This is a genomic window from Pseudomonas sp. NPDC087615 (assembly GCF_044743445.1).
Classification (GTDB): Bacteria; Pseudomonadota; Gammaproteobacteria; order Pseudomonadales; family Pseudomonadaceae; genus Aquipseudomonas; species Aquipseudomonas baetica_A.
Genome location: NZ_JBIUWM010000038.1, coordinates 1 through 25187, shown reverse-complemented (window position 1 = coordinate 25187; position 25187 = coordinate 1). Strand labels below are relative to the sequence as shown.

At 58.8% G+C, this 25187-nt stretch carries 19 protein-coding genes; 1 reads left to right on the top strand and 18 read right to left on the bottom strand.

Annotation, left to right across the window (positions count from 1 at the left end):
- Positions 1–15: 15 nt before the first annotated feature.
- Together hldE and msbA are read right to left on the bottom strand one after the other, a co-directional pair.
- Entirely contained in the window at positions 16–1437 is a 1422-nt protein-coding gene (gene hldE, locus ACIOU6_RS18765) for a bifunctional D-glycero-beta-D-manno-heptose-7-phosphate kinase/D-glycero-beta-D-manno-heptose 1-phosphate adenylyltransferase HldE (protein ID WP_401138589.1), read from the bottom strand.
- Positions 1438–1870: 433 nt separating this feature from the next.
- Positions 1871–3673: a lipid A export permease/ATP-binding protein MsbA gene (gene msbA / locus ACIOU6_RS18760; RefSeq protein ID WP_221731236.1), complete on the bottom strand. Its 1803-nt coding sequence runs from the start codon at positions 3671–3673 to the stop codon at positions 1871–1873.
- Positions 3674–3827: 154 nt separating this feature from the next.
- Between msbA and ACIOU6_RS18755 the strand changes: the two genes are divergently transcribed.
- A complete protein-coding gene (locus ACIOU6_RS18755) occupies positions 3828–5690 on the top strand; it encodes an O-antigen ligase family protein (protein WP_401138588.1) in 1863 nt (620 codons plus the stop codon).
- Positions 5691–5769: 79 nt separating this feature from the next.
- On the opposite strand, the gene ACIOU6_RS18750 is transcribed toward ACIOU6_RS18755, so the two are convergent.
- The 16 genes from ACIOU6_RS18750 to glnE all read right to left on the bottom strand — a co-directional run bounded on the left by ACIOU6_RS18750 (position 5770) and on the right by glnE (position 24846).
- Positions 5770–6672 carry a glycosyltransferase gene (locus ACIOU6_RS18750; RefSeq protein WP_221731335.1) on the bottom strand — a complete coding sequence of 301 codons (903 nt, stop codon included), beginning with the start codon at positions 6670–6672 and terminating at the stop codon, positions 5770–5772.
- 14 nt (positions 6673–6686) lie between these two features.
- Positions 6687–7844: a glycosyltransferase family 4 protein gene (locus ACIOU6_RS18745; protein WP_401138587.1), complete on the bottom strand. Its 1158-nt coding sequence runs from the start codon at positions 7842–7844 to the stop codon at positions 6687–6689.
- On the bottom strand, positions 7828–8724 hold the full coding sequence (locus tag ACIOU6_RS18740) for a DUF6625 family protein (protein WP_401138586.1): 897 nt from the start codon (positions 8722–8724) through the stop codon (positions 7828–7830). Before ACIOU6_RS18740 ends, ACIOU6_RS18745 begins: the two co-directional genes overlap by 17 nt.
- Before the next feature lie 50 nt (positions 8725–8774).
- On the bottom strand, positions 8775–10205 hold the full coding sequence (locus tag ACIOU6_RS18735) for a PIG-L deacetylase family protein (protein ID WP_221731239.1): 1431 nt from the start codon (positions 10203–10205) through the stop codon (positions 8775–8777).
- A gap of 8 nt (positions 10206–10213) precedes the next feature.
- The gene (locus tag ACIOU6_RS18730; RefSeq protein ID WP_221731240.1) at positions 10214–11110 is read right to left on the bottom strand and encodes an antimicrobial resistance protein Mig-14; all 897 of its coding nucleotides are present in this window, start codon (positions 11108–11110) and stop codon (positions 10214–10216) included.
- Positions 11110–12240: a glycosyltransferase gene (locus tag ACIOU6_RS18725; protein WP_401138585.1), complete on the bottom strand. Its 1131-nt coding sequence runs from the start codon at positions 12238–12240 to the stop codon at positions 11110–11112. Before ACIOU6_RS18725 ends, ACIOU6_RS18730 begins: the two co-directional genes overlap by 1 nt.
- Entirely contained in the window at positions 12224–13981 is a 1758-nt protein-coding gene (locus ACIOU6_RS18720; protein WP_221731242.1) for a carbamoyltransferase, read from the bottom strand. The genes ACIOU6_RS18725 and ACIOU6_RS18720 overlap by 17 nt, the downstream gene beginning before the upstream one ends.
- A 172-nt stretch (positions 13982–14153) precedes the next feature.
- The gene (locus ACIOU6_RS18715; RefSeq protein ID WP_221731243.1) at positions 14154–14489 is read right to left on the bottom strand and encodes a YceK/YidQ family lipoprotein; all 336 of its coding nucleotides are present in this window, start codon (positions 14487–14489) and stop codon (positions 14154–14156) included.
- 220 nt (positions 14490–14709) lie between these two features.
- Positions 14710–16161: a lipopolysaccharide kinase InaA family protein gene (locus ACIOU6_RS18710; protein WP_401138584.1), complete on the bottom strand. Its 1452-nt coding sequence runs from the start codon at positions 16159–16161 to the stop codon at positions 14710–14712.
- Positions 16161–16913 (bottom strand): lipopolysaccharide kinase InaA family protein, encoded by a 753-nt coding sequence (locus ACIOU6_RS18705; protein ID WP_221731245.1) that lies wholly within the window; start codon positions 16911–16913, stop codon positions 16161–16163. The genes ACIOU6_RS18710 and ACIOU6_RS18705 overlap by 1 nt, the downstream gene beginning before the upstream one ends.
- Positions 16910–17644: a lipopolysaccharide kinase InaA family protein gene (locus tag ACIOU6_RS18700; protein ID WP_221731246.1), complete on the bottom strand. Its 735-nt coding sequence runs from the start codon at positions 17642–17644 to the stop codon at positions 16910–16912. The genes ACIOU6_RS18705 and ACIOU6_RS18700 overlap by 4 nt, the downstream gene beginning before the upstream one ends.
- A complete protein-coding gene (gene rfaP, locus ACIOU6_RS18695) occupies positions 17644–18450 on the bottom strand; it encodes a lipopolysaccharide core heptose(I) kinase RfaP (protein WP_221731247.1) in 807 nt (268 codons plus the stop codon). The genes ACIOU6_RS18700 and rfaP overlap by 1 nt, the downstream gene beginning before the upstream one ends.
- Entirely contained in the window at positions 18451–19572 is a 1122-nt protein-coding gene (locus ACIOU6_RS18690) for a glycosyltransferase family 4 protein (RefSeq protein ID WP_401138583.1), read from the bottom strand.
- On the bottom strand, positions 19572–20633 hold the full coding sequence (gene waaC, locus ACIOU6_RS18685; RefSeq protein WP_401138582.1) for a lipopolysaccharide heptosyltransferase I: 1062 nt from the start codon (positions 20631–20633) through the stop codon (positions 19572–19574). Before waaC ends, ACIOU6_RS18690 begins: the two co-directional genes overlap by 1 nt.
- A gap of 1 nt (position 20634) precedes the next feature.
- Positions 20635–21669 carry a lipopolysaccharide heptosyltransferase II gene (gene waaF, locus ACIOU6_RS18680; protein WP_221731250.1) on the bottom strand — a complete coding sequence of 345 codons (1035 nt, stop codon included), beginning with the start codon at positions 21667–21669 and terminating at the stop codon, positions 20635–20637.
- Between the two features lie 237 nt (positions 21670–21906).
- The gene (gene glnE, locus ACIOU6_RS18675) at positions 21907–24846 is read right to left on the bottom strand and encodes a bifunctional [glutamate--ammonia ligase]-adenylyl-L-tyrosine phosphorylase/[glutamate--ammonia-ligase] adenylyltransferase (RefSeq protein ID WP_401138581.1); all 2940 of its coding nucleotides are present in this window, start codon (positions 24844–24846) and stop codon (positions 21907–21909) included.
- Between the last annotated feature and the right edge of the window lie 341 nt (positions 24847–25187).

Below are 25187 nucleotides of genomic sequence, written 5' to 3'. Positions count from 1 at the left end.
CAAAAATTCATCTGATCAGCGACTGCGGATTTTTTCGACAATCGCCGTTGTCGAGCTGTTTTCCACGAGCCCCAGCACTTTCACGGTGCCGCCATAAGCCGTCACGATGTCCGCGCCGACCACTTGGTCGATCCCGTAATCGCCCCCCTTGACCAGCACATCCGGTTTGACTTCGCGTAGCAGGTTTTCCGGCGTGCCTTCAGGGAAGCTGATCACCCAGTCCACCGCCCCAAGACCAGCCAGCACGGCCATGCGCCGATCGACACTGTTGATCGGGCGACCCGGCCCCTTCAGGCGACTGACCGACGCATCGTCGTTGACTGCGACGATCAGTCGATCGCCTTGGGCCCGTGCCTGTTCCAGATAGGTCACGTGACCGGCATGCAGAATGTCGAAGCAGCCATTGGTGAACACGATCTTTTCGTTATGCGCCCGTGCATCGGCCACTGCGAGCAGCAACTGCTCAAGACCTAACACGCCGCGCTCGGCCCCCTCTTCACGCTGAATCGCGCGCCGCAATTCCGGGGCGCTGATGGCCGCCGTACCAAGTTTGCCAACGACAATGCCCGCTGCCAGGTTGGCCAAAGCCACCGCGTGGGGCAGATCTTCGCCGGCTGCGATGGCTGCCGCGAGGGTGGAAATCACAGTATCACCGGCACCGGTCACATCGAATACCTCACGGGCCCGGGCAGGCAGGTGCAGCGCTGGCTGATCAGGGCGTAGCAACGTCATGCCGTGCTCGCCCCGTGTTACCAGCAAGGCGCCGAGTTCCAGGTCGTGCATCAGCGTCGCACCCTTGCTGACGAGTTCGTGCTCATCGACACAACCGCCGACGATGGCTTCGAATTCACTGAGGTTCGGGGTAATCAGGCTGGCGCCACGATAGATCGAGAAGTCCTTGCCTTTCGGGTCGGCCAGCACCGGGATGTTTTTGGCGCGTGCCGCCTGGATCAGGGCCTGATGGTTTCTCAATGCACCTTTGCCGTAGTCGGACAACACCAGCACTTTGACGCCTTCAAGCAAGTCATCGACCTGCGAGCCAAGGGCAAGTGCGTCAGTGGCGAACGGTTCTTCAAAGTCGATACGCAGCAGTTGCTGGTGCCGGCTCATGACCCGCAGCTTGACGATGGTTGGCTGGTGCGCAATGCGCTGGAACAAGGCACGTACGCCCGCGCCCTTGAGACTGTTGCTCAGGCTGTCGGCGGCTTCGTCGTCACCGGTCACACCGACCAGGGACGCCGGCGCACCCAGCGCGGCAATGTTCAAGGCAACGTTAGCGGCACCGCCCGGACGATCTTCGATTTGCTCGACTTTAACGACCGGCACCGGAGCCTCAGGGGAAATCCGTGAGGTTCCGCCATGCCAGTAACGGTCGAGCATGACATCACCGACCACCAAGACTGGGGCTTGATCGAATCGCGGCATGGACAACTTCATGGAGCAACCCACATACAAAATGAACAGGGGCGCGATATTAACACAGGGTTGGCGCAGGCTTGTGTGCGGGCTGCAACAGGATGAAACAGCTATTGCCTTTGCTTGTTTTTTGAGCAAATGGGCGGCGAATTGCCGGCCTGCCTCGGACAACTCGAGATTTTCGGTATCGATCCGACACTCGACAGCAGCGGTACAGACAGTGCTTCACCCATAAGCGAGCAGTTCGTAATCACGCTGATAAGCCCGCCGAACCCAGCGTTTGGTCCACAGAAGCAGAATTCTCGGGCCGACGAGGAAAACCTGAACGCCACGGCAAACTGCGCCTGGAATTGATCTTCGTACCCGTACGACGGGCGCCAGCTTTTGAACACCGCGAAGCCTACGCGGCTGCCAGCGCATTGGGGCACATCAATGAACGAACAGGAACGCTGAGTCAGGCGATGTCTTCGGCCGGGGCGTCGAGCCCCATCGCGTTCAGACGCGCGTAATAACCGTTTTGCGCCAATAGTTCATCGTGAGTACCGCGTTCGACGATCCGCCCCTGATCCATGACCAGAATCAGATCGGCTTTTTCGATGGTCGATAAACGATGAGCAATCACTAACGTGGTACGGCCCTTCATGACCTGATCCAGCGCCGCTTGAATGTGCCGTTCGGATTCCGTGTCGAGAGCCGAGGTGGCCTCATCGAGAATCAGCAACGGTGCGTTCTTGAGCAATGCACGGGCAATCGCCAGGCGCTGGCGCTGGCCACCGGAAAGCAATACCCCGTTCTCGCCGACTTGGGTGTCCAGGCCTTCAGGCAGTTGCGAAATGAAGTCCATCGCGTATGCGTCATGCGCAGCCTTCTCGATGTCTTCACGCGGTGCGCCAACCAGATCGCCATAAGCGATGTTGTTGGCCACGGTGTCGCTGAACAAGGTCACGTGCTGGGTCACTTGGGCGATATGACGGCGCAGGTTAAGCAGTTTGTACTGCTCGACTTCCACACCGTCGATAAGGATTTCGCCCTTGTCGTGGTGATAGAAGCGCGGAATCAGATTGGCCAGCGTTGACTTGCCGCTGCCCGAACGGCCGACAAGCGCCACCATCTGCCCGGGCTCGACCGAAAAGCTGATGTCATCGAGCACCTGACGTTCAGTGTCCGGGTAGGTGAAGCTCAGGTTACGCACATCAAGACGACCGGTCACCGAATCGCGCTCGACCGTACCAGTGTCGGTTTCAGGCTTGACGTCCAGTTGCTCGAAAATGCTTTCGGCACCGGCCACGCCTTTCTGAATTGTTGAACTGACTTCCGACAACTGACGGATGGGCTTGGGCAACAGGCCGGCCAGAGTGATATAGGCGACCATGTCACCGGCCGACGCGTCACCGCGCAGGAACAGCACCAGGAACATCAACACAGCCATGGCGCTGTAGATCACCAGTTGCAGCAACGGCGTGTAGATCGCACCGGTGCGGGTCATGCGCAGTTGCTTGTCGGTGTTGCCCTGGCTGGCATTGAAGAAGCGCTTCTGTTCGTAGACCTCGCCGCCGAAGCTGCGCACGACACGATAGCCCTGGATGGTTTCCGAGGCCACGTGGGTAACGTCGCCCATGGCCAGTTGGATCTTCTTGCTCTGCTTGCGGAATTTCTTGCTCGCGGTGCGCACCATCAGAGCGATGAGCGGCAGGATCGCGACCATGACCAACGTCAGCTTCCAGTTCATGAACATCAAGGAGACAAACAGGAAGATCACTGTCATGCCTTCACGGATTACGACCTTGATCGCATCTGTCGCCGCCCCTGTGACCATGGTCACGTTGAAGGTAATGCGCGAAATCAGATGACCGGAGTTATGCTTGTCGAAATAGCGGTTGGGCAGGACCAGCAGGTTATTGAACAGCTGCACCCGCAAGTCATGCACCAGGCCGAGGGATACCTTGGCCAGAAAATAGTTACCCAGATAAGAACCCAGACCCTGCCACGCAGCAATCAGGATGATCAGCAGCGGCACAGCCTGCAGCAGTTGCAGGTCACGCAGGTAGGGCACGGAGGGGAACAGCACCGCTTCCGGGTTCGACAGGCCGTCAACAAAATACTTGAGGATGTAGCCAAGCATCGGCTGCGTCGAAGCGAAAATCAAAAAACCGACAATGCTGATCAGGAACAAACTGATGTACGGCCTGACGTAGCCGAGCAGGCGGAAGTAGATTTTCAAGCTCGAAGGGCTTGCGGCGAGACTGGAGTCGGTCATATCACGCGAAAGTCGATAAAAAGGACGCAGACTTTAGCACAGCTTCTCAAGGGTTCTGGCAATCGGTGAAAGGCTGTTATTGTTAGGCATCTTTTTCAGCATCAAATAGCCATCACCCGAATGGCCGATCAACTTCAGGATTGAATCTCACAGCATGCAACTTCGCGGCTTCAGCAGTACGTCCAATCGAGTTTTCGATTTCATTAGCCGGTGGATTCTTCCAACCGGCTATTTCTTGCTCCTCTGTGCATTTTTCTTTTTGCCGGGCCGAAGTCAGCTTCACAAACTGTATTACGGGCTGTTCAGCATTCCGGCGCTGATTGCGCTGTGCCTGCGCCCTCGTGAACTCAGGGCGCTGCTGGGCGAACCGATTTTCATCGCAGCCATCGTGTTCGTTGCCTGGGCCTTGCTCAGTCTTGCCTGGGGACCGTCGGATGAACCCTTCGACGGGAAGCTCAAACCGCCATTGCATACACTGCTGCTGTTTGTCGGTTGCTATCTGTTGGTGCGCTATCGCAGCGACATCCTGCAACCCTTGCTGTTCACCGCCGCATTGGTCGCACTGATTGCCACGACTTTCTTTCTGTTCACGTTTGCACGAGTGTATGAACCGGGCATGCGCCTGATCGGGGGTGGGGCGTTCGACAATCCACTGCTCAGTTCGCATCTCTTCGGTTTTTTCAGCGCCTACTGGCTGAGTGTGACCATGACCTGCAAGCGCCGCCAGATGATGTGGCTCAGCGTGCCGGCGATGGCGATCATGTTTATCGCCGTAATCGGCACCGGCTCCAGAACCCCACTGGTCGCTCTGACGCTGGCCGCTTTATGGCTGTGCTTGATCTGCTGGAATCGGCGCTCACTGGGCCTGTTAGCGGCACTGTTTCTCAGTGGCGTTGCCGTGCTGACAGTGTTTTCGCAAATGATCATTGAGCGTGGCGATTCATACCGGCTGGAAATCTGGCGGCAGGTTCTGCTTAAGGTGGCCGAGCATCCATGGATCGGCCATGGCTACAGCGCAAGCCTCAGCGTCGACCCCGGCCTTGGGGTGAACTTCGAGGAACCGCACAGTTTTGTGCTGGGTGTTCTCTATTACGTAGGGATATTCGGTTTGCTGCCATGGCTGTTCTACCAGGCGTGGGGACTGCTGAGCAGTTGGCGCTTGCGTGTGCAGCCGTTGCTTATCATCGCTTCGACCTGGCTGGTGTTCGGCATCGGGGCCGGGCTGACAGAGGGTGGAGGGATCATCTCACGCCCCAAGGAACACTGGTTTCTGCTGTGGATACCATTGGCACTGATCGCTGCGCTGAGTATCAATCAGCGCGCACGTCGTCTACTGACAATACCGGTTCAAAAACTGGCACCGGCCAACTTTCAGCAACTGAGCAGCGACGCTCAAATAGTTGAAGAAGACGGTCTTGGCCCCAAAGTCCTGTGCCTGAGCGATGGCAGCTTCCTCAAGCTGTTCCGCCGTCGTCGCTGGTACACCTCTGGCAGTTTCAACCCGTACTCCGAACGCTTCGCCGTCAACAGCGAACAACTGCGCCTGATGGGCATTCCAACACCACAAATCCTGAACCTGTATCGCCTCGACGACGGCAGCAGTGCTGTGCACTATGCGCCATTGCCAGGGCACACGCTGCGCCAGGTATTGCAGAGCATCACCGCTCCCGCTGTCCGCCAGGCCCTGGTGGAACGCTTTGGCAAGTTCATGGCGCAATTGCATGAAAAAGGCGTGTATTTCCGCTCATTGCACTTGGGCAACGTACTTGTGCTGGAGGATGGCGAGTTCGGGCTGATCGACCTGGCGGATCTGTGCATCTACCCTTCAGCATTGAGCAACTCGCTGCGCCAGCGCAATTTGCGCCATATGCAGCGCTACACCGTAGACAAACGCTGGCTGTTCGAGGATCACCTCGATGCGCTGCTACAGGGATATGCCACGATGGCGTCGCCATCCGCAGTGGATAAATTGCAAAAGCAAGTGCTGGCAAGCAATGGGCCAACAGGCGAGCATTGAGGACGAAGCCGGTTCGCCGGATTCACGATCAACTTGCCATGCCAACGAAGCCGCTCACTGATCGCGAGCGGCTTGTGACTCAGTCTTTTTCCAGCGGGGAAAGATACATCCGCGCCAATCCGCGCCAGGTCTTCTTGTTCCATGCCTTGAATGGAATCTGCGCCAGCAGTTCCCTGGCCAGCTTGCGATCGCGGTTGGACGCTTTGAGGAACATGGAACTGAGAAACCTGTAGCGCACTTCGTCGTACAGCGGGTGATCACTGAACAACGCGTAAGTGCGCAGGATGTTTTCGATCATGAAGCGATGGTTCTTGTACGAATTGGTGGCGTGCTTGCGGTAGCGCGCCATGACGACGCTCAGGCCATCGATAAAGTAGCCGGCCCGGGTCACCTTCAACTCGATCAACAAGTCCTCCAGACGAATCGTCGGATCAAAACCACCGACCGCTTCCAGCGCCTCGCGACGGATCATCAGGGTCGGGGCCGGTGGGTACGGCTTGCGCTCAAGGAACATGTCATCGAAATCCAGGCGCCGGAATGGCACATCCCGGCGCTGGCGCTTCTCTGGATAGAGGTTGCCGTCGGCATCGATCAACTCGATGTTACCGGCGCAAATTCCCACTTCCGGCTTACCGTCCATGTAGGCCACCTGGATGGCAATACGATCAGGGTACATGATGTCGTCTGAACCGAACGGCACGATCAGGCTGCCCTTGGCACGCGCGATTGCACCATTGAGCGTATTGGTCAGCCCCTGATTCTGCTGCACGCGAAAATCGAATCCGTGCTGCGCCTGCAACGCAGTGATGCGCTCGACGCTGTCGTCCTTCGAGCCGTCATCGATCACCAGCAATTCGATGTTTTTGTAGGTCTGGTCAAGGACGCTGAGGATGCTCTCCTCAATGTATGGACCGTGGTTATAAGAGGCAATGATGACGGTGACGAGTGTTTGCCGGTCGCTTGCAGTTTGTTCTTCGCGCATGGTTTGTCCTTCGCTCACGGCTGCTGCTCCTTGCGGGCCTGTTCCAGGCCGGAGTCGATCAGGTCCAGGTACGCCTGACGGAACACCTCAATGTCGTGTTGCTCCTGCAGATAACGGTAGGCCTGCTCGCCCTTGGCCTTGAGTTCGTCATCCGACAGTGCGAGGTAGGTATCGAGCGCCGCGACCAGGCTCGGTACGTCCTTGGGCATGGTCGCCAGACCACCGGCACCTTCGATCAGCGGCAACATGGCCGGTACGCTCGAGGCAATCACCGGCAGGTGACCGCTCATGCCTTCGAGTAGTGCCAGGCCCAGACCTTCGGCCAACGATGGCATGGTCCAGATATCGAAGGCGCGCACGTATTGCAGGGCGTTTTCCTTGAAACCCAGCAGGTGCGCACGACCACTCAGACCCCGTTGCTCGATCTCGGCAGCCAACGGCTCCTGCAGGCGGCCGGCACCAATGATCGCCAACTGAGTATTCGGATACTTGTCCTTCAACGCCGCGAAAGCCTGCAACAGATAAGTGTGGCCCTTGACCGATACCAACCGCCCCAGCGCGCCGATCAGCCGCACATTCGAGTCGATCCCCAATAGTTCGCGCGCTCGCTCGCGGCTATGCTGCAAGCCTTCGGCCTGTTCGATGTCGATTGCATTGGTGATGGCGTAAGTATTCCGGTCGGTGAAACCGCAGTCGCAATCGAGCAGGTACTGTTTGACTGCCGGTGAGACACCGACGAACCGCCAGTGCCGATCGATCAGGCGCTGGGTCTGGCGGCGTCGATAAAAGCGGTCGTATTCGCCGAAACCGTGGGAAATGCCAATGCACAACGGCACCTTCAGCCAACGATTGAGCGTCAACATCATGTTCACCGGTTTGAAGCGATTGCAGATCACCACATCGAACTTTTCACGGCGGCAGAACTTGTACAACTGCCACATCGCCCGCAGACGCATACCTTTAAGCGACTTATCGGAAAACTCGAAATACACCGAATGATCAGAACGGCTCACCGGTTCGCCGGGTGCGGGTTTACCGCGCAGAAACGCTGCAGTGACCTCATAGCGATCCGTCGGCAGGGCTTTGACGATCTGCTCGGAGAGATCGGCAAAGTCATGTGCCTTGATGTTGTAATCAGGCTGCAGTTGCAGGACCTTAGATCGTTGACTCATAAGACCCCTCGTGGAAACCCGTTGCATTGATGATCCAAGCATGACCGGCGGCAATGCGCCTGATTTCGGCCTTATCCGGTTGAGACAATCGAGACCATTCGTTGCGTTTCCAACAAACGAAATGGAAATACGGAAATGGACGATCGCCATCACGATCATTAATCAAGTTGCCATCGCGCCAAAACCATTGCTGCGGAAAATCGTCCGTGCCGTCGTGCCACTTGATGCAACCACCCGGCGTGCTAAACGCCTCAGTGAATTCGCTGCGCCGACGCCATGGATTGAACTTGCCCACTAGCGTGAACAACGGTTCAGGAAAATTTTTGCGCCAGAGAAAGATGCGGCTGAATGCGCCTTCGTCCAACGCATGATGTGTCTGATCAGTAAACCGTTGCCGCCAGTCCTTGATTTTCATGAACAGTTCGCGCTTGCGCGCAGTGTTGCGCATCAGACACAAATGCCCAGCTACCCGGCGCTCATGAGTCGAAAACAAGTCATAGCTAGCCAGCCGATCCGCAGTGAAATAACTGCGCAGGTCACCATAGACCAGGTCTATATCGCCAAACGCCCAAAAATCATATCCGTCGAGGCAATCAGCATGAATGTACCCGAGCGCAGGTTTGATATCGCAGAGCTTGTATGCGGCCTTCGGAGCAAAGTCGAGCCCCAGTCGTTGGGACACAAGGGCACAATATTCATGGAACGTCATGGACTTGATTGTGACATTAGGCGGCAGATCCTGTGGCGTACCGCAGTCACTGAAAAGCAGCCAGTCGATGTCGGCATTACGCCGGCAACTCTCAAGGAAAAACGGCATCCAGAAAGGCCACTGACCAAAATACGGAATCAGAAAAAGAATCCGCGGGCATGGATCAATCACGATAAATCACCAACAATTTCGAACATGGCAAGTCCAGTCTGCGAATGTCATTAACGCGGCTTAACAGGAGTGTCACCACGCCTGAGAAGCCAGAACAACTCCTGACGCCTGACCGCTTTCCTGAAAAATTCATTCTCGCCGTAGACCGACGGCACTCTACTGGCCAACTGCCACTGAATCAATCGTCGCAGGCGACGCTTGAGTGATGCCGGCGGTTGCAAGTCATGCATCATGCCGAGCGCCATCGCCTTGTCGCGTTGTTGCTCTATGGACAGAGGCAGACACAGTGGCTGCATCGGAACGGCCGGATCGAAGGCCGGCGGCAGCGCAATTCCCTGCCCTGTGTCGCCCATCGGCCAACGGTCGTTGTCGTGCAGATGGTTGGCGTAACCGAGCAGCGTCGGTTGCCAGTCAAGATGGCTCAAGGCTTCAACCACGGCTTGCTGGGCGCAGATGTGGTCGGGATGCGGATCCAGCGTCGGGTGCGGCAGCACGATCACATCCGGGCGTGCGCGCAACAGAACCTCACGCAGGTCAGCCAGCAGATTGTTCCAGGTCGGCGCACCGTCGGCATCACCGGGCAAGGTGAACGGGTTCAACTGACGAAACAGTCGCGTGTCATTCAGATCGGCTTCACGCGAGCCCACGGACTGATTCGGCGCGGCTTGCATCGCTGCCAGTTGCAGACAGAAATAGCCGAGCTGCACGCAGTGCTCCTGCGGCACACCGGCCCAACGCGGCACGGCCAGACTGTCCCAGGCGCGCAGACGGCCCTTGAGCCTGGCAGCCTCGACCTTGTTCATGCCCATCTGCTGATAATGTTCGGCTTCGATCTCACCAGCCGTCAGGGTGACAATCCAGGCTTCGTCGGCCTGACTATACAAACCGTAGGCCGCCAGTTCAGCGTCGTCCGCATGCGGCGCGATCACCATCACGCGCTGACGACGATAATCCGGTTGCTCCAGCACCCACAGGACCGCCTTGCCGGCCACCCGGCAGAAACGCCCCCGCAAGCGCAGCCGCCCCTGCGAAAGGGTGTGTGCATGACCACTGAGGTTCAGATAACGCTGGCCGCTGACGCCACGCTCGAAGGTTTGCGAATCAGGGTGAGCGCCACCGACCAACTCGATCCGAGGGTCAAGGAAACGTCCCAGCCAAGTGCTTTTGACCCGCACCTGCAGAATCAACGTGGCATCATCCACCAGCATCACGCCGTCATCCAAACGCAACTGTTCGCCGTTCAAATGAACCTTGGGTTGTGGTGTGAATGGTGGAAAGCTGTACTGATAATCGTCTTTCGGCGAATAGAACAGATGATCGGCAAACCAGGCCTCATGGGCGATCCAGCCGACCACCGCGAGCAACAATGGCAGCCACCAAGCAACCAGCACGCCGACTGAGATCATTACGATCAGCGCCACCAGCAGAGCGATACGCTTGTTGCGCCGGTGGCGTTTGAGCAATTGCTGTTTACGGCTCATGGGCTGACTCATACGGTGAACACCGGCACAGGATTGCACCACCGATCCTTATATTCACGGTCGGCACGACCGAAAGAAAAACGCATCGGTTTGTCCAGCGCCCGAGCATGCTCCCAGGCGCTTTGCGTATTGAGGAAGCTCAGTACACTACCGGGACTGAATTCACGGGTCTGGGGATCAACGCCACCATTGACGTACTCAACACTGATCCATTGCGGCGCTTCAACGCGATAGACCAGTTGAATCGCAATCGGCGCGTCGTTGAGGAAGATCACCGAGCCGATCAACAGATCGCGCAACAGCTCGATGACCTCCGCCATGCGCGCCGCGCCGGTGGCCGGAAAACCCCAGCGACGCTGAAACAGATCGCAATAGATCGCCGCCAACTCGGCACTGGAAAACTCGCCGACCGGACGCACCACCCCGCCCGCTTCTTCCAGCAGACGCAATTCGCGGCGCTGGTTGTAGCGAAATTTCTTCGACAGTTCTTCGGGCGTACGGGCCATGGCCAGTTGTTCAGTCTGCAACTTCATACCGCTGAAGCGGTTTTCGTTGAGCGCCGACAGATAACGGGCGCGATGACGCAATGGAGCCTGAGCATCAGCGGCAGCCGGCAAGATCAACTCAGCGTTGCCGAGGTCGAACAAGCCTTTTTTCCCGCTGCGCTTGAGTACGTCCTTGGACAAGGCCAGATCGCGGCCCCAGGTCGGGATCGCGGCTTTGACTTCACCGTCCTGCTCCCACGCCAGATAGCGCACCGGGATACCGGCCAGATCGGCCAGACGCTCAACCACCAGCGGGTGAGTCGCGACGCTGCCGCCAAAACGCTGCCAGGCTGTTGCATAGGTGGAGGCGTCAACGGGCGACCAGCCACGTTCGCGCCAGCCTTGAAATCGGTTGAGCATCAGCCCCTCGGTGCCAGATCGGTAACTTGCGGCAAACGCCAGAAGGTGTCGTACACCGCGCTGTCGGAGAAACGCTCACGTAAACGCTCGAGCATCAGCTCGGCGCACTGAAGACGCTGTTGATCGTTCATTCCCGCCAGATGTTGCAGGCCTTGTGCAAGGTGTTCGGCATCGCCCATAGGGAACAGAATGCCCACGCCTTCAACCACTTCCTTTGCCCCACCACACGCAGTGCTCAGCAATGGCACACCGGCGGCCATCGCCTCCAGCAGCACCATACCGAACGGCTCGTGATCAGAACTCAGGGCAAATACGTCAAACGCGCGGAAGTAATTGCGCGCTTGCGACACTTGACCGAGAAACATCACGCGGTCGCCAACACCCAGCTCGCGAGCCAGTTCCTTGAGATCTTGCTCCAGACGGCCCTCGCCGAGGATCACTAACTGGCTGTTGTCCGGCAGACCGGGCAAAGCCGCGGCAAAACCGTGCAACAGCGTGGCCTGATCCTTGTCCGGGTGAAGCCGTCCGACGTTACCGACGATAAACGCATCCGCCGCCAGCCCCAGTGTCTCCCGAGCCTCGCCGGCTGACATCTGAGAAGCTTGCAAGGCAGCCACGTCGATGCGGTTGTACAACGTCTGAATCCGCGTTGCTGGCCACTTCGGCAGATATCGGCGCATATCGTCACGCACCGCATCAGACACCCCGAGCAGACTCAGGCGCTTACGAAAAATATGCGCGAACAGCTTGCGCGTGCCGCGTTTGTAATCGTCGAACGCGTGGTGTACGCCAATCACCGGCAGCGAAGTACCCAGTAAGGCGATGTAAATCGGCTTGAAACGATGGGCAATACAGAAACTGAAGTTGCGTGAAGCGGCGATCTTTCGCAGATCGCCGATGGCGCCCAGCTTCAGGCCACGAATAGCCTTGGAACTGTATTCCATGAACAACACTTCATCTGAAGCACTCGCCGCGGCTACTTCGCTATCGGCGACTCCGGTCAGAAAGACCGTGGTCACCCGATAGCCTGTGCCCGCGAACAGGCTGGCGTACTGCCGCGCGCAGTCGAGGAACGGCCCGTCATAGCCGTGACAGAACTGCAGCACATGGCGTTCAGCCGAGCGTGTCATAAGCGTTTGTGCCTTCTTTGACTACCAGAATATCTTCCATGATCAGGTATTCCAGATCGGAGCCAAAAAACATGTTCAGCGCGTCGGTCGGCGAGCAGATCATCGGCTCTCCACGACGATTCAAAGAGGTGTTCAGCGACACACCGTTGCCGGTCAGGTTTTCCAGCGCCTTCATCATGTCGTAGTAGCGCGGGTTGTATTCGCGCTTGAGTACCTGGGCCCGGGAAGTGCCATCTTCGTGGACGACTTCCGGCACGCGGGTCTTCCACTCTTCAGCCACTTCAAAGGTGAAGGTCATGAACGGCGCCGGGTGATCGATCTTGATCATCTGCGGGGCGACGGTGTCGAGCATCGACGGGCAAAAAGGCCTCCAGCGCTCGCGGAACTTGATCTGATGATTGATGCGGTCGGCGACACCGGGGACGCTCGGGCAGCCAATGATCGAACGACCACCCAGCGCACGCGGACCGAACTCCATGCGGCCCTGGAACCAGGCCACCGGATTGCCGTCAACCATGATTTTGGCAATCTGCTCGGGCATGTTGTCGAGCTTGCGCCAGACCGGCTTGCTCTCGTGACGGGCGCAGGCGGCGATCACGTCTTCGTTGCTGTAAGACGGGCCGAGGTAGACGTGTTCCATCTTCTCGACCGGAACGCCACGGGCGTGGGACACATAGGCGGCTGCGCCGACCGCGGTGCCGGCATCGCCGGACGCCGGTTGTACGAACAGCTCCTTGATGTCGTCACGAGCAATGATTTTCTGGTTCAGCTTGACGTTCAACGCACAGCCACCGGCAAAAGCCAGTTTGCCGGTTTCCTTGAGCACGTCGCCCAAGTAATGGTCGATCATCTGCAGCGCCAGTTTCTCGAACAGCGCTTGCATGCTCGCGGCGTAGTGGATGTAAGGTTCATCAGCGATGTCACCTTCACGTTTCGGCCCGAGCCATTCGATCAGCTTCGGCGAGAAGTAGAAACCTTTGCCCTTCTCTTTGTAGCGACGCAGGCCAATCACGTTAGCGTAGTCGGTATTGATCACCAACTCGCCATTTTCGAACGAAGCCAGGCGCGAGAAATCGTATTTGCTGGCATCACCGTAAGGCGCCATGCCCATGACCTTGAACTCGCCGTCGAGCATCTCGAAACCGAGGAACTCGGTGATCGCGCCATACAAGCCGCCGAGGGAGTCAGGGTCGAAGAATTCCTTGATCTTGTGGATCTTGCCGTTTTCGCCATAACCGAAGAAGGTCGTGGCGTACTCGCCCTTGCCGTCGATACCGAGGATCGCGGTTTTCTCTTTGAAACCGGAGCAGTGGTAAGCGCTGGAGGCATGAGCCAAATGGTGTTCGACCGGCTCGATCTTGATCTTTTTCGGATCAAAACCCAGTTGTTCCAGGCACCAGACAATCTTGTTGCGATAGCGCTTGTAGCGACGGTTGCCCATCAGGATTGCATCAAGCGCACGATCAGGGGCGTACCAGTAACGCTTGGCGTAGTGCCAGCGCGCCTTGCCGAACAAGCTGATTGGCGCGAACGGGATCGCCACCACATCAACATCGGACGGTTTGATACCGGCCTGTTCAAGACAGAACTTCGCCGATTCGTAGGGCATGCGGTTCTTTGCATGCTTATCGCGTACGAAGCGCTCTTCCTCAGCCGCCGCCACCAGCTTGCCGTCGATGTACAAGGCGGCTGAAGGATCATGGCTAAGGGCGCCGGACAGGCCAAGAATCGTCAATGCCACAGGGGTCTAGCCTCTTTAGTCTGCGTTCAGGCGCGATGCGCCTTGAAGATTTATGTGTCCTCACTCCGGGCGAGAGACAGCTAAAGGGCGGGATTATAGCGTAAACATGACGGGAATTACCCTGTGCGAATTGACCCACAGCGAATGGTTTGGATAAACCTTGCCAGAAGACTCAATAACCGCCCTTGCGCCAGTAAATACCGATATTGCCTTCAGTGGCCTGACGATAAATCGTATAAGGCAGCACAACGGTGTCGAACACCCCGGACAAGGGCAAGTCCAGCAACACGAACGGGACAAGATGGCCGCCTGGATCAGGCGGTGCGTTCAACACGCAGAAATCGTACGCCAACCCACTGTAAATGCGCGGAATGGACTGGCAGTAGGTTTTTTGCTTGCGCATGTCCCGTGCGACGTCGGCATCATCCTGCAATACGGTCAAGGCACTGCCACAACCGGCCAAAACCCACGAAAAAGCACCCAGCGTCACAGCCTGTTTTATGGTCAAGATTCGCCCTCCGAAGTCGTCAGGCAAATTAGCATCGGGGCTGCAGCGGGCACAGTTCATGGCTTCTGATGACGCTGTAGGACAAGTCAGTGATGCTTGTCCGCTGTTGCGCACACTGTGTTCTTAGCGGTTTTTTGGCCTCTTCGCGAGCAAGCCTGATCCCACAGGAGAAATGCATTCCAAGGGAGGGGCTTGCTCGCGAAAGGCTCGAAGAATCTATTCAGTCAACGCTGGAAATATCTTTGGGCAAACGCTGATCGATCACCTGATAGAGCGCGCTACTCTGCGGCCAGTTACGCATGAACCGCGCCCGGTCTCGCGCATAAGCCCCGGCAAAGGTGCCCACCGAGGAATGCTGGCACATGGAGTCGAGATCAATCAGCGCCCAGCGATCATCCTGCCAGAACAGGTTATGACCCTTGAAGTCGCCATGACTGATGCGTTCTGCAATCAATCGGGCAAACAATTGATCCAGCGCCACCAACTCGGACTCCGGCGCCTCGCCACTTTCAACGTACGGCGCAAAGCGCTCGATGATGTCCGGCCCGGGCAGGAACTCGGTCACCAGATAGGCGCGACTGCGCAACCAGAGGAAGCGTTTCTCCAGCACCGCCAGTGGTTTGGGCGTGGCAATACCGAGAAACGCCAGGCGATTGCCTTCGCGCCACGAATGCCAGGCACGACTCGGGCGCCAGAACCGCTTGAGCCAATGGGCAAATCCCTTGATGTTGTAGCGTTTGATCACCAGCGTGCGGGCGCCAACTTCGACCTTGCCGACGCTCGCGGCGCCGCCAGTCTTGTAGAGATGCCCCTTACCAAGCAACGCATCGGCCTGCTCAAGCACCGGCACCAGCGCCGCCTCTTCCTCGCGACGGACTGCGCGCAAGCCGAACGCACCACGCCGGACGGCAAACAGCGTGCATTCACGGCCGACCTTGATCAGGTAATCCTTCAGACGCCAGCGGCGCACCTTGTCGATCTGTTTCTGCAAGGCTTCCAGCGGCAGCGCGTGCTCGCTGTTGCTCAGCAAGTAATACACCAACAGTTCTTCGGTAAACGGCTCCAGCGCCTTGGGCAACTGGGCGAAAAACACCCCGAGATTTTCCAGAACCTTTTGTCGCGACAACGGCTGACCGGCGGTTTCCACACACATGCCAGCACCGTCGATCAAGTACAACTGACCGCCGTGACGCAGCAGATTGTCCAGATGCAAATCTTCCTGCCAGAGCCCCTTGCCGTGCAGCTCGCCAATGGCGCCAAGCGCCTCGGCCAGCACCGCAGACTGTTCATCCGCCAGCACCGGCAGCGACTCGACTTTCGCCCAGGCATCGCCAAGGCTTTCGGCGCCTTCAAGGAACTCGAACAACAGCCAGCCACCCTCACCGTCCTTCAAGCCATCGGCCAACAGCAACGGCGTGGTCATGCCTTGGGCGGCCAGCAAGCGCACGCCGTCCAGCTCACGCTGAAAATGCCGGGACGCCTTGCTCCCGACCAGCAATTTGGCCAGCACTGGCCGGCCGCGCCAGACACCAGCGCCGACGTAGCGCTGCCCCGGCAAGACCCGCAGCAGACTCAGCAACTGCAAATCCGCAACACCGGCCGCATCGGCCAGGGTCACCGTCAGTGGCAGTTGCGGGGTTCGCCCGGCACCGGCCAGCTCGGACAATTGCATCAGCGAGTCTCCTTGTGACTGCGGCGCGCGGTCAGACGGACGAGCCAATGATCGAGCAGCGTACTGGTGGTCGGTTGATCAAGATAAGCCGCCAGCAATTCACGCAGTTGCGGCTCGCCCCACGCCGTTGCGCGACGTTGCAGGGGCTCCAGATCCTTGATCCGGTCACGCATGCCGAACAACAACGGCCGGGTTTTCTCCAGGTCGATCAGTTGCGCCTGATACCCGTCACCGGTGGCCCGCAGAAAAATGTGTTTGGGGTAGAAGCAGCCATGCACCTGACGCACGCCGTGCAGATGCCGAGCCAGCAGCCCGCAGGCCTTGAGGATGGCCGAATGCTGGGCGGTGCTGAGCTGTGACCAGCTCGCGAGCAGCGATTCCAGATCGTTCCAGCCGTCCAGCGCACGCGTCAACAGGATCGCCCGCACTTCACCATCGACTTTGCGCTCACCGAAAAAAGCCGCTTGCAGCGCGGGAATGCCCAACTTGCGATATCGGCTGATATTACGAAACTCGCGCGCAAAGCTTGGCTCGCCAAAGGGCGCATGCAGGGTGCGCGTCAGGTAATTGCTCTGGCGTTTAAGGTAGTAACCCTGCCCTTCCAGATCCAGACGGAAAACACTGCTCCAGCCGCCACGGGCCGTATTCGGTTCATCTACCGCTTCCAACTGCTTGGCCCACAGCGCGTCAAAAGTGCCCAAGCCATGGCGCTCAAGCAGCGCACGGTCTTCTTCGGCCAGAAAATCAGTCATTCACGTCCCTCGAAAAATCTCACCACGTGCCGAATCCGTTTCTTATCGGCCGCATTCAGCCGGTCGCACTGGCGGTATTGCTTATAGAAACGCAGGCGCTGGGTATTGGACAGGTGATATTTGGCGAGCTTGTCGAGACAGGCCAGATCCTTGGTGATCCGATATTTGAGCCAGAAGCCGCGCCAGAACTCGCCATTGGGGCAATCGATGAGAAATATGCGCGCTTGGTCGTCGATCAACAGGTTGCGCCATTTCAGATCGTTATGGGTAAAACGGTGATCGTGCATCGTGCGGGTATAAGCGGCCAATTGCCGGCTGACGCCATCGACCCAGGCACGATCCTTGAGTTTCGGATCCTTGCGCTCGGCGAGTGCCGAGAGGTCTTCAGTGTTGTCCAGCTCGCGAGTGATCATCGCCCCTCGATCGTAAGCCGCGCCACGGCGCTCCAGCCCCCAAGCCACCACTTCGGCAGTGGGAATGTCCCACTTGGCGAAGCGCTTGAGATTCTGCCACTCCATCTTCACCCGCGGCTTGCCAAGATACCGGCGCAAGCCTTTACCGGCGCCGACGTAGCGTTTGACGTAATAGTTGACGCCATTGCGCTGTACGCGAATGACCTCGGACAGCGGATCGCGGGTCAGGCGCTCGCCTTGCAGGGCAAATACGGCTTCGAGGCTGCCGAAATCTTCGGCGAGATGACTGTATTGCGGCTCAAGAGTCCAACCCGCCATCAGAGCGCATCCCCGTAACGCTGCTTTCGCTCGTAGAGTTTGTTGGCCTTGCCTTCCAGCCAGCTCAGCAACGGCGCTTCTTCAGCCAGAATCTGGCGCAGCGGTTGCTGGAAATAGCCTTTGAGAAAGCGCAGTTTGTCGCGACGAGTCAGACCGATGTCCAGTGCGGAAAAGTACAGCGCCGCCAGATCCTTGTTGCGCCAGCGCTGAGTGATCTTCGCGCGGGTCTGGGCACGGTGCAGGTCGATCACCGAGAGCTTGAAGTCCTCGGCCGTCACCGGTTTGTCGGTGTGCAGCAGGAAGTGGCAGATGTAGCAGTCGCGGTGATTGACGCCGGCACGGTGCATCATGCCGGTCATCCGCGCCACCTCGGCGATCAGCGCCTGCTTGAGTTTCGGCTGCGGTGGCTGCTTGACCCAGTCGATGCTGAAGTCTTCCAGACTGATAGTCGGCGCCAGCTCTTCGGTGACGATAAACGAGTGTTGATCGGCCGGGTTGCTGCCCTTCTCGCCGTAGGCAACGGCGGTCATGGTTGGCACGCCGACTTCCTGCAAACGCTGGATGGCCTTCCACTCCTGACCCGCGCCGAGCACCGGCAGCTTGGCGGTCAGCAGGTTCTTGAAGATCTCGCCCCAGCCGATGCCGCGGTGGATTTTGACGAAAAATCCGTTGCCGTCGACTTCCGTGCGTAATGTCCGGCGGGCTTCCAGCTCGCGGTAAACCTCGCCCTGCAAGCCTTCGACTTCAGTGAACGGGTCGCGTCCAGCCCAGAGGCTCTTGAACGGTTCAGCCAGCATCAACTTCATTTAAGCGTGCTCCGCCAGAATCACATCGGCCGCGTGCTGCGGCATGCTGTAAAGGTCGGCCGTCTCGGCGAAGGCCACACCGTGGCGGCTCCAGGCCGCGCGTGCAGCATCGTCGTTCAACATATCGGCCAGGTACTGCGTCAGTTGCGCCTGTTCCAACGGCTCGTCCAGCACCCGCCCTGCATCCGCCTCAGCGATGTAATGGGCGTAACCGCAGACCGCGCTGACCAGCACCGGCAAACCGGCCACCAGCGCTTCGAGCAGCACCGTGCCCGTGTTTTCGTTGTACGCCGGGTGGATCAACAGATCGGCGCCGAGCAGGAACCGCGGGATATCGCTGCGGCCCTTGAGAAACGTCACGTTGTCGCCCAGGCCCAAAGTTGCACTCTGCATCTGGAACAACTTGGGGTCATCCTGGCCGATTACAAACAGCCGGGTACGTTTCTTCAGCTCAGCGGGCAACGCGGCCAGCGCCTTGAGGCTGCGATCCACGCCCTTGGTCTTGAACCCGGAGCCGATCTGCACCAGCAGCAGATCGTCGTCCTTGAGGTTGAATTCAGCGCGGAACCCGGCGCGAATCTCACCGGCATCCGCCGGGCGCCGACGATCCTGGGCAATGCCCGGCGGCAGCAGATGGAAGCGTTCGATCGGCGTGTCGTAATGCTTGATGAACAACGGTTGCTGGACTTCGGAAATCATCAGCACTTCCGTCTTCGCGTCTTTGGCGAACACCGCACGCTCATACTCGGCGAAGTGGCGATAGCGGCCCCAGCGGCGATACAGCGAGTTGCGCAGGTTCTGCGCCTTGTCTTCGAAGCAACCGTCAGCGGCGTAGTAAACGTCCAGACCCGGCATTTTGTTGAAGCCGATCAGGCGATCCACCGGCCGCTTGGCCAGATCGGCCTCCATCCACGCGGTGAGCTTTTCGTTGCGCCGATGGTTGAAGAACGCCTTGACCGGCGCCACCAGCACTTCGAAACCGGGCGGTACATCGCCTTCCCAGATCAGGGTGTAGACGCGAATCTGGTGGCCGCGCTGCTGGCATTCGAGGGCGATGCGCATGAAGTCGCGCTGCAAGCCACCGAACGGAAAATATTTGTACAGGACAAATGCCAATTGCATCAGCGCAGCTCCTCAGCCATTAACAACGTGCTCAGTCGGCTGGCGACACGCTCGGGATTCACACGCGTGAAGCACAGAGGCTGCTCGCGTTTCAGGTCAAACTGACGGGCATCCTGCGCAGTCGGTTGGTAGGTACATTTCTTTTGCAGGCACGGCGCGCACGAAAAGTCGCTGGCCAAGTGAATCTGCACTTTGCCATAGGCGCCAGTCAGGCCCGGATTGGTCGGGCCGAACAGCGAAATCGTTGGGACATCCAGCGCCGCGGCCAAATGGCCGAGACCGGTGTCCACTGCCACGCAGGCTTGGGCGCCGGCCAACACTTTGCCGACACCGGCCAGGTTCAGCTTCGGCAAGACTTCGGCGTGCTTGAATCCCGCGGCGATACGCTCGGCACGGGCCTTCTCCAGCGGATTGCCCCACGGCAGCTTCACGCCGACGCCGAGGTAACCGACACCTTCGGTCAGCTCACGCCAATAGGCTTCCGGCCAGTGTTTGGTGTCCCACGTCGTGCCATGGAGGAACACCACGAAAGCACTCTTGCGCGGCAACTCCACCAGTCGCTCGACACTCAGGCCGTAATCGCCCAGGCCCTTGGGCAGGTCATAACCGAGGGCGATGGCGAACAGCTGACGCACCCGCTCAACGGCGTGCTGCCCCCGCGCCACGGCGAGCTTTCGATCATAAAAACGCGCCGCGATCGGTTCACGCGCTGAACCTTTATCGAGACCGGCCACAGGTGCCTTGACGTAGCGAGTCAGCCAGGCACTTTTCAGCAGGCCCTGGGCGTCGATCACCAAGTCGTACTTGCTCGCGCGCACGCTTTGCTTGAAGCGTTTCCACTCGCCGCTCTTGAGGGTCTGCCAGAGATTTTTGCGCCAGCGGCGGATCGCCACCGGAATCACCTTGCCAACGGCCGGGTGCCAGGTCGGAATCTCGGCGAAGCCTTCTTCCACCACCCAGTCGAACTTGATCCCGGGAATCGCCCGAGCTGCGTCGGTCAGCGCCGGCAACGCGTGAATCACGTCGCCCAGCGATGAAGTCTTGATCAGCAATACCCGCAACTTAATGAACCTCGACCACAGAGCCCTGCAATTTCTGCAAAGCATCGTTGACCGCGTCCGGCATCAATTGGCGCAGGCAGTTGTAATGGCCGAACCGGCAAGTGCGGTCGAAGCACGGGCTGCATTCGAGGCCCAGACGGACGACTTCGACATGCTCAGCCAACGGCGGAGTAAAGCCTGGCGAAGTCGAACCGTAGACCGCCACCAATGGCCGGTTCAGCGCGGCGGCGACGTGCATCAGACCGGAGTCGTTGGACACCACCGAATCGGCGCAGGACATCAAATCGATAGCCTCGGCCAAGGACGTGTCACCGCTGAGGTTCACCGATTCCTCACGCAAGCCGGGAATCAGTCGCGCGCGAATGTCTTCGCCCACCGCATGATCGTTCTTCGAACCGAACAGCCACACCTGCCAGCCCTCACGAATGCGCGCCTCGGCAACCTTGGCGTAATGCTCCGACGGCCAGCGCTTGGACTCGCCGAACTCGGCGCCGGGGCACAAGGCCAACACCGGGCGATCAAGGGTCAGGCCAAATTTGGCCAGTGCCGCTTCGCGGCTCACCGGATCGATTTGCAGGCTCGGACGCGGATAAGGTTTTGGCAGCTCGGCGTTCGCGTCATAAGCCAGAGCCATGAAGCGCTCGATCATCAGCGGATAACGCTCTTTGTCGAGCGTGCGCACGTCGTTGAGCAGGCCGTAGCGGAACTCGCCGCGCCAACCGGTACGTGTCTTGATGCCGGCAAAAAACGGCACCAGCGCCGACTTCAGCGAGTTGGGCAACAGGATCGCCTGATCGTACTGACCGGCCAGAGATTTACCGATACGCCGACGCGTCGCCAATTCCAGCGCGCCGTGGCCGAGCGGAAAGCTCAAGGCCTTGCGCACTTGCGGCATGCGCTCAAGGATCGGCCGGCTCCACTCAGGGGCCAGTACGTCGATTTCGCATTGCGGGTGGCGTTGCTTGAGACACTGAAACAGTGTCTGCGCCATCACCATGTCACCGACCCAACTGGGCCCAACGATCAGAATATTCATGTGGTTTCCAAAAACGAACCGGGGAGGCATTACGCCTCCCCGCCTCGAGAATCACAGCAGGAACACCGGCGGCTTGCGATGGGTCATTACCTTCAACATGACTGTCGAGTGTCACTCCACTATCGCGAGCAGGCTCGCTCCTACAGGGTTTTGCATCTGTTCACATATCTGCGACTCACCGCAGATCACTGTGGGAGCAGGCTCGCTCCCACTTTTGAATCTCATTATTGGCGCACTTCAGCTTAGCCCCAACTCGCGCCAGATCCGCACTACCTGCCGACGTTCATCGGCAAACTGGTCACCCGGGATCACCCCGGCATCCTTCTGCAATGCCTGTCGGTGGGCGGCGGAGCGGTAGGCTTTATACGCCTCACGCAACAGGCTGGCATCTTTGGCAGGCATCAGCCCTTCGTGTTCCAGCTCTTCCAGAATGCGGATGTTATCGGTCCAGCGCAGCAGTGGCGGATGGCTTTGCGACCACGCCAGGGCCGCGTATTGCACCATAAATTCAATATCGACGATACCTCCGGCGTCCTGCTTGAGGTCGAACGGCGCCGTGGCCTCGAAGGCATTTGCCGCCGTACCGGCCGCGGTGCTCTTGCTGCCGAGGTTGTCGCGCATCTTCGCACGCATTTCGCTGACTTCCTGTTGCAGCTTCGCCAGATCCCGCGCTTTACCCAACACTTGAGCGCGGACTTTCTCGAAGGCCTGACCGACATCCTGGCTGCCGACCAACACCCGAGCGCGCACCAAAGCCTGATGTTCCCACGTCCATGCTTCATTTTCCTGATAGCGGGCAAACGCGCCGAGCGAACTCACCAACAGCCCGGACGCACCGGACGGACGCAGACGCATGTCCACTTCATAGAGCTGGCCGGAGTTGGTCTGCGCCGTCAGCAAGTGAATGATCCGCTGGCCGAGTCGGGTGAAGAACTGCGCCCCATCAATCGGTTTCGGACCATCGGTTTCGGCCTGCGGGTCGCCGTCATGGATGAACACCAGATCCAGATCGGAACCATGCCCCAACTCCAGACCGCCGACTTTGCCATAACCGACAATGATGAAGCCGGGATCGCACAAGGTGCCGTCGGTGCGCAGCGGCGTGCCGTATTTGGCGATCGTTTGACGCCAGGCCAGGGCCAGCACTTGTTCGAGAATGGCCTCGGCCAACCAGGTCAGGTAATCGCTGACTTTCATCAGCGGTAAACTGCCGGCGATTTCCGAAGCCGCGACGCGCAAGCGGTGCGCCAGTTTGAAGTGGCGCAGGGCTTCCATTTGTTGCTCAAGGTCGTCTTCGGGAATTCGCGTCAGACGCTCGCGCAACTCAGCGGCCAATTCCGGCGCCAGCGGCGGCTTGAACAGCCGACCTTCGTTGAGCAATTCGTCAAGCAGCAGCGGGAAACGGGTGATCTGCTCGGCAATCCACGGGCTCGCCGCACACAGCGTCAGCAAACGGCGCAGCGCGCCGGGGTTTTCGGTCAGCAACACTAAATAAGCCGAACGCCGGGCAACGGCCTCCACCAGTGGCAGCACACGTTCAAGCACCAGATCCGGGTTGTCATGCTCGACCGCTTGGGCGAGCAAACGCGGAATAAACGCATCGAGACGCTCACGCCCCAATCGCTGCATCGCGCGCAATTGCGGACTGCCGCGCAGACTCGCCAGTGCCTTAAGCGCTTTGCTCGCATCGCGAAACCCGCCCTCTTCCAACTGACGGCACGCCGCCTCTTCGTCCTGCGCCTCTTCCCACAACGGCAGCCATTCACCGCCCACCACCACTTCGCTTTCGGCGCCCTCTTCCTCATCGGGATCGGCGATCACCTGCGCAAAGTGCCAGGCCACGCGGCCGCGCCAGAACATCAGTTTTTCGTGGAAAGACGCCCAGTCAGCAAACCCGAGCATGAAAGCAATTCGCGCCTGATCCTGAGCGCCGTCCGGCAGCATCTGGGTCTGGCGGTCGGCAATCGCCTGAATCGCGTGTTCGGTGTAACGCAAGAATTCGTAACCTTCGCGCAACTCGCTGATCACCGCTGGCGGCAAGTACCCCTGCCCTTCCAGCGTGCTCAGCACCTTTAATAGAGGACGCTGTTGCAGACTCAGATCGCGGCCACCGTGAATCAGTTGAAAGGCCTGGGCGATGAACTCGACCTCGCGGATGCCACCCGAGCCCAGCTTGATGTTGTCGGCCATGCCTTTGCGCCGCACTTCCTGCTGGATCAACTGCTTCATGGTGCGCAGTGCTTCGATCGCCGAGAAATCCAGATAACGCCGGTAAACGAACGGCCGCAGCATGTCGAGCAACTGCTCACCGGCCACTTGATCACCGGCCACCACCCGCGCCTTGATCATCGCGTAGCGCTCCCAGTCGCGGCCCTGATCCTGGTAATACTGCTCCAGTGCGTTGAAGCTCAGCACCAGCGCGCCGGACGAACCGTAAGGGCGCAGGCGCATGTCGACGCGGAACACGAAGCCATCGACGGTCATCGGATCGAGCGCCTTGATCAGACGCTGACCGAGGCGGATGAAAAATTCCTGGTTATCCAGCGCGCGCTTCACGCCGACGGTTTCGCCGCCCTCGGGGTAGGCGAAGATCAGGTCGATGTCCGAGGACAGGTTAAGCTCGACCGCGCCGAGCTTGCCCATGCCGAGGATGACCATTTGCTGCGGCTCGCCGCTGCGACGCCCGGTCGGCGTGCCGAATTGCTGGCAATGGCGGCTGTACAGCCATTGATAAGCTTGGTCGATGCTGGCGTCGGCCATGTCCGAAAGGTCGCGACAGGTCTGCACCAGGTTGGCCTGACGGGTCAGGTCACGCCAGATGATCCGCACTTGATGGCGCGCACGTTGACGACGCAACACGCGTCCGAGCTCATCTTCGGTCTGCGCAGCATTTACGGCAGTGGCAATCTGCGTGCACAGTTCACCCGGCGCATAGGAGCGGTCGAGTTCGCCGGATTGCACCAGCGACAGCAACATCAAAGGGTCACGAACGCTCTGTTCAATGACAAACTCGCTGGCCGCGGTGACGCGAGCGAATTGCGCCCAGCGCTCAGGCGTCCAGGTCGAGAAGCCGCGATCGTCTTCCAGCGAAGCGACGGCCGTACGGAACGACTGCTCGGATCGGCTGACCAACGGCAGGAGAATGGCGGGCAGTTCGGCAAGCACGGGCAGGGTCATGGTCTATCCTTGATCGGCGTGGAAATGGCCGTTTGTAGTGAATAATGAAAACCCGCTACGCGAAGGACTGTCGAACAAAAGTTAGAAATAGCTGATATTTCTTTTTCTTTGGCAGCCAACATCAAACTTTCACCTTTTCTGGATGGTAATCGACCAACCTTAACGATTATTCTCACAACACAGTCAGAGGCCACAAGCCTTTCATCTGTAGTTTTACTACTCGTCTATACATCCGAAAGGCTGAAATGCCGGAAGATTTGTAGTAAAACTACACGCCGCCGGAACAACCTGTCGGCAATCCTTGAATTTTTAATCGTCTGCCCACTAGGCCAGACGCAACC

Bases quoted from the DNA above. Each gene is read 5' to 3' on its own strand.
- hldE (WP_401138589.1), bottom strand. From the start codon at position 1,437: ATGAAGTTGTCCATGCCGCGATTCGATCAAGCCCCAGTCTTGGTGGTC.
- msbA (WP_221731236.1), bottom strand. From the start codon at position 3,673: ATGACCGACTCCAGTCTCGCCGCAAGCCCTTCGAGCTTGAAAATCTAC.
- ACIOU6_RS18755 (WP_401138588.1), top strand. From the start codon at position 3,828: ATGCAACTTCGCGGCTTCAGCAGTACGTCCAATCGAGTTTTCGATTTC.
- ACIOU6_RS18750 (WP_221731335.1), bottom strand. From the start codon at position 6,672: ATGCGCGAAGAACAAACTGCAAGCGACCGGCAAACACTCGTCACCGTC.
- ACIOU6_RS18745 (WP_401138587.1), bottom strand. From the start codon at position 7,844: ATGAGTCAACGATCTAAGGTCCTGCAACTGCAGCCTGATTACAACATC.
- ACIOU6_RS18735 (WP_221731239.1), bottom strand. From the start codon at position 10,205: ATGAGCCGTAAACAGCAATTGCTCAAACGCCACCGGCGCAACAAGCGT.
- ACIOU6_RS18730 (WP_221731240.1), bottom strand. From the start codon at position 11,110: ATGCTCAACCGATTTCAAGGCTGGCGCGAACGTGGCTGGTCGCCCGTT.
- ACIOU6_RS18725 (WP_401138585.1), bottom strand. From the start codon at position 12,240: ATGACACGCTCGGCTGAACGCCATGTGCTGCAGTTCTGTCACGGCTAT.
- ACIOU6_RS18710 (WP_401138584.1), bottom strand. From the start codon at position 16,161: ATGCAATTGTCCGAGCTGGCCGGTGCCGGGCGAACCCCGCAACTGCCA.
- ACIOU6_RS18705 (WP_221731245.1), bottom strand. From the start codon at position 16,913: ATGACTGATTTTCTGGCCGAAGAAGACCGTGCGCTGCTTGAGCGCCAT.
- ACIOU6_RS18700 (WP_221731246.1), bottom strand. From the start codon at position 17,644: ATGGCGGGTTGGACTCTTGAGCCGCAATACAGTCATCTCGCCGAAGAT.
- rfaP (WP_221731247.1), bottom strand. From the start codon at position 18,450: ATGAAGTTGATGCTGGCTGAACCGTTCAAGAGCCTCTGGGCTGGACGC.
- ACIOU6_RS18690 (WP_401138583.1), bottom strand. From the start codon at position 19,572: ATGCAATTGGCATTTGTCCTGTACAAATATTTTCCGTTCGGTGGCTTG.
- waaF (WP_221731250.1), bottom strand. From the start codon at position 21,669: ATGAATATTCTGATCGTTGGGCCCAGTTGGGTCGGTGACATGGTGATG.
- glnE (WP_401138581.1), bottom strand. From the start codon at position 24,846: ATGACCCTGCCCGTGCTTGCCGAACTGCCCGCCATTCTCCTGCCGTTG.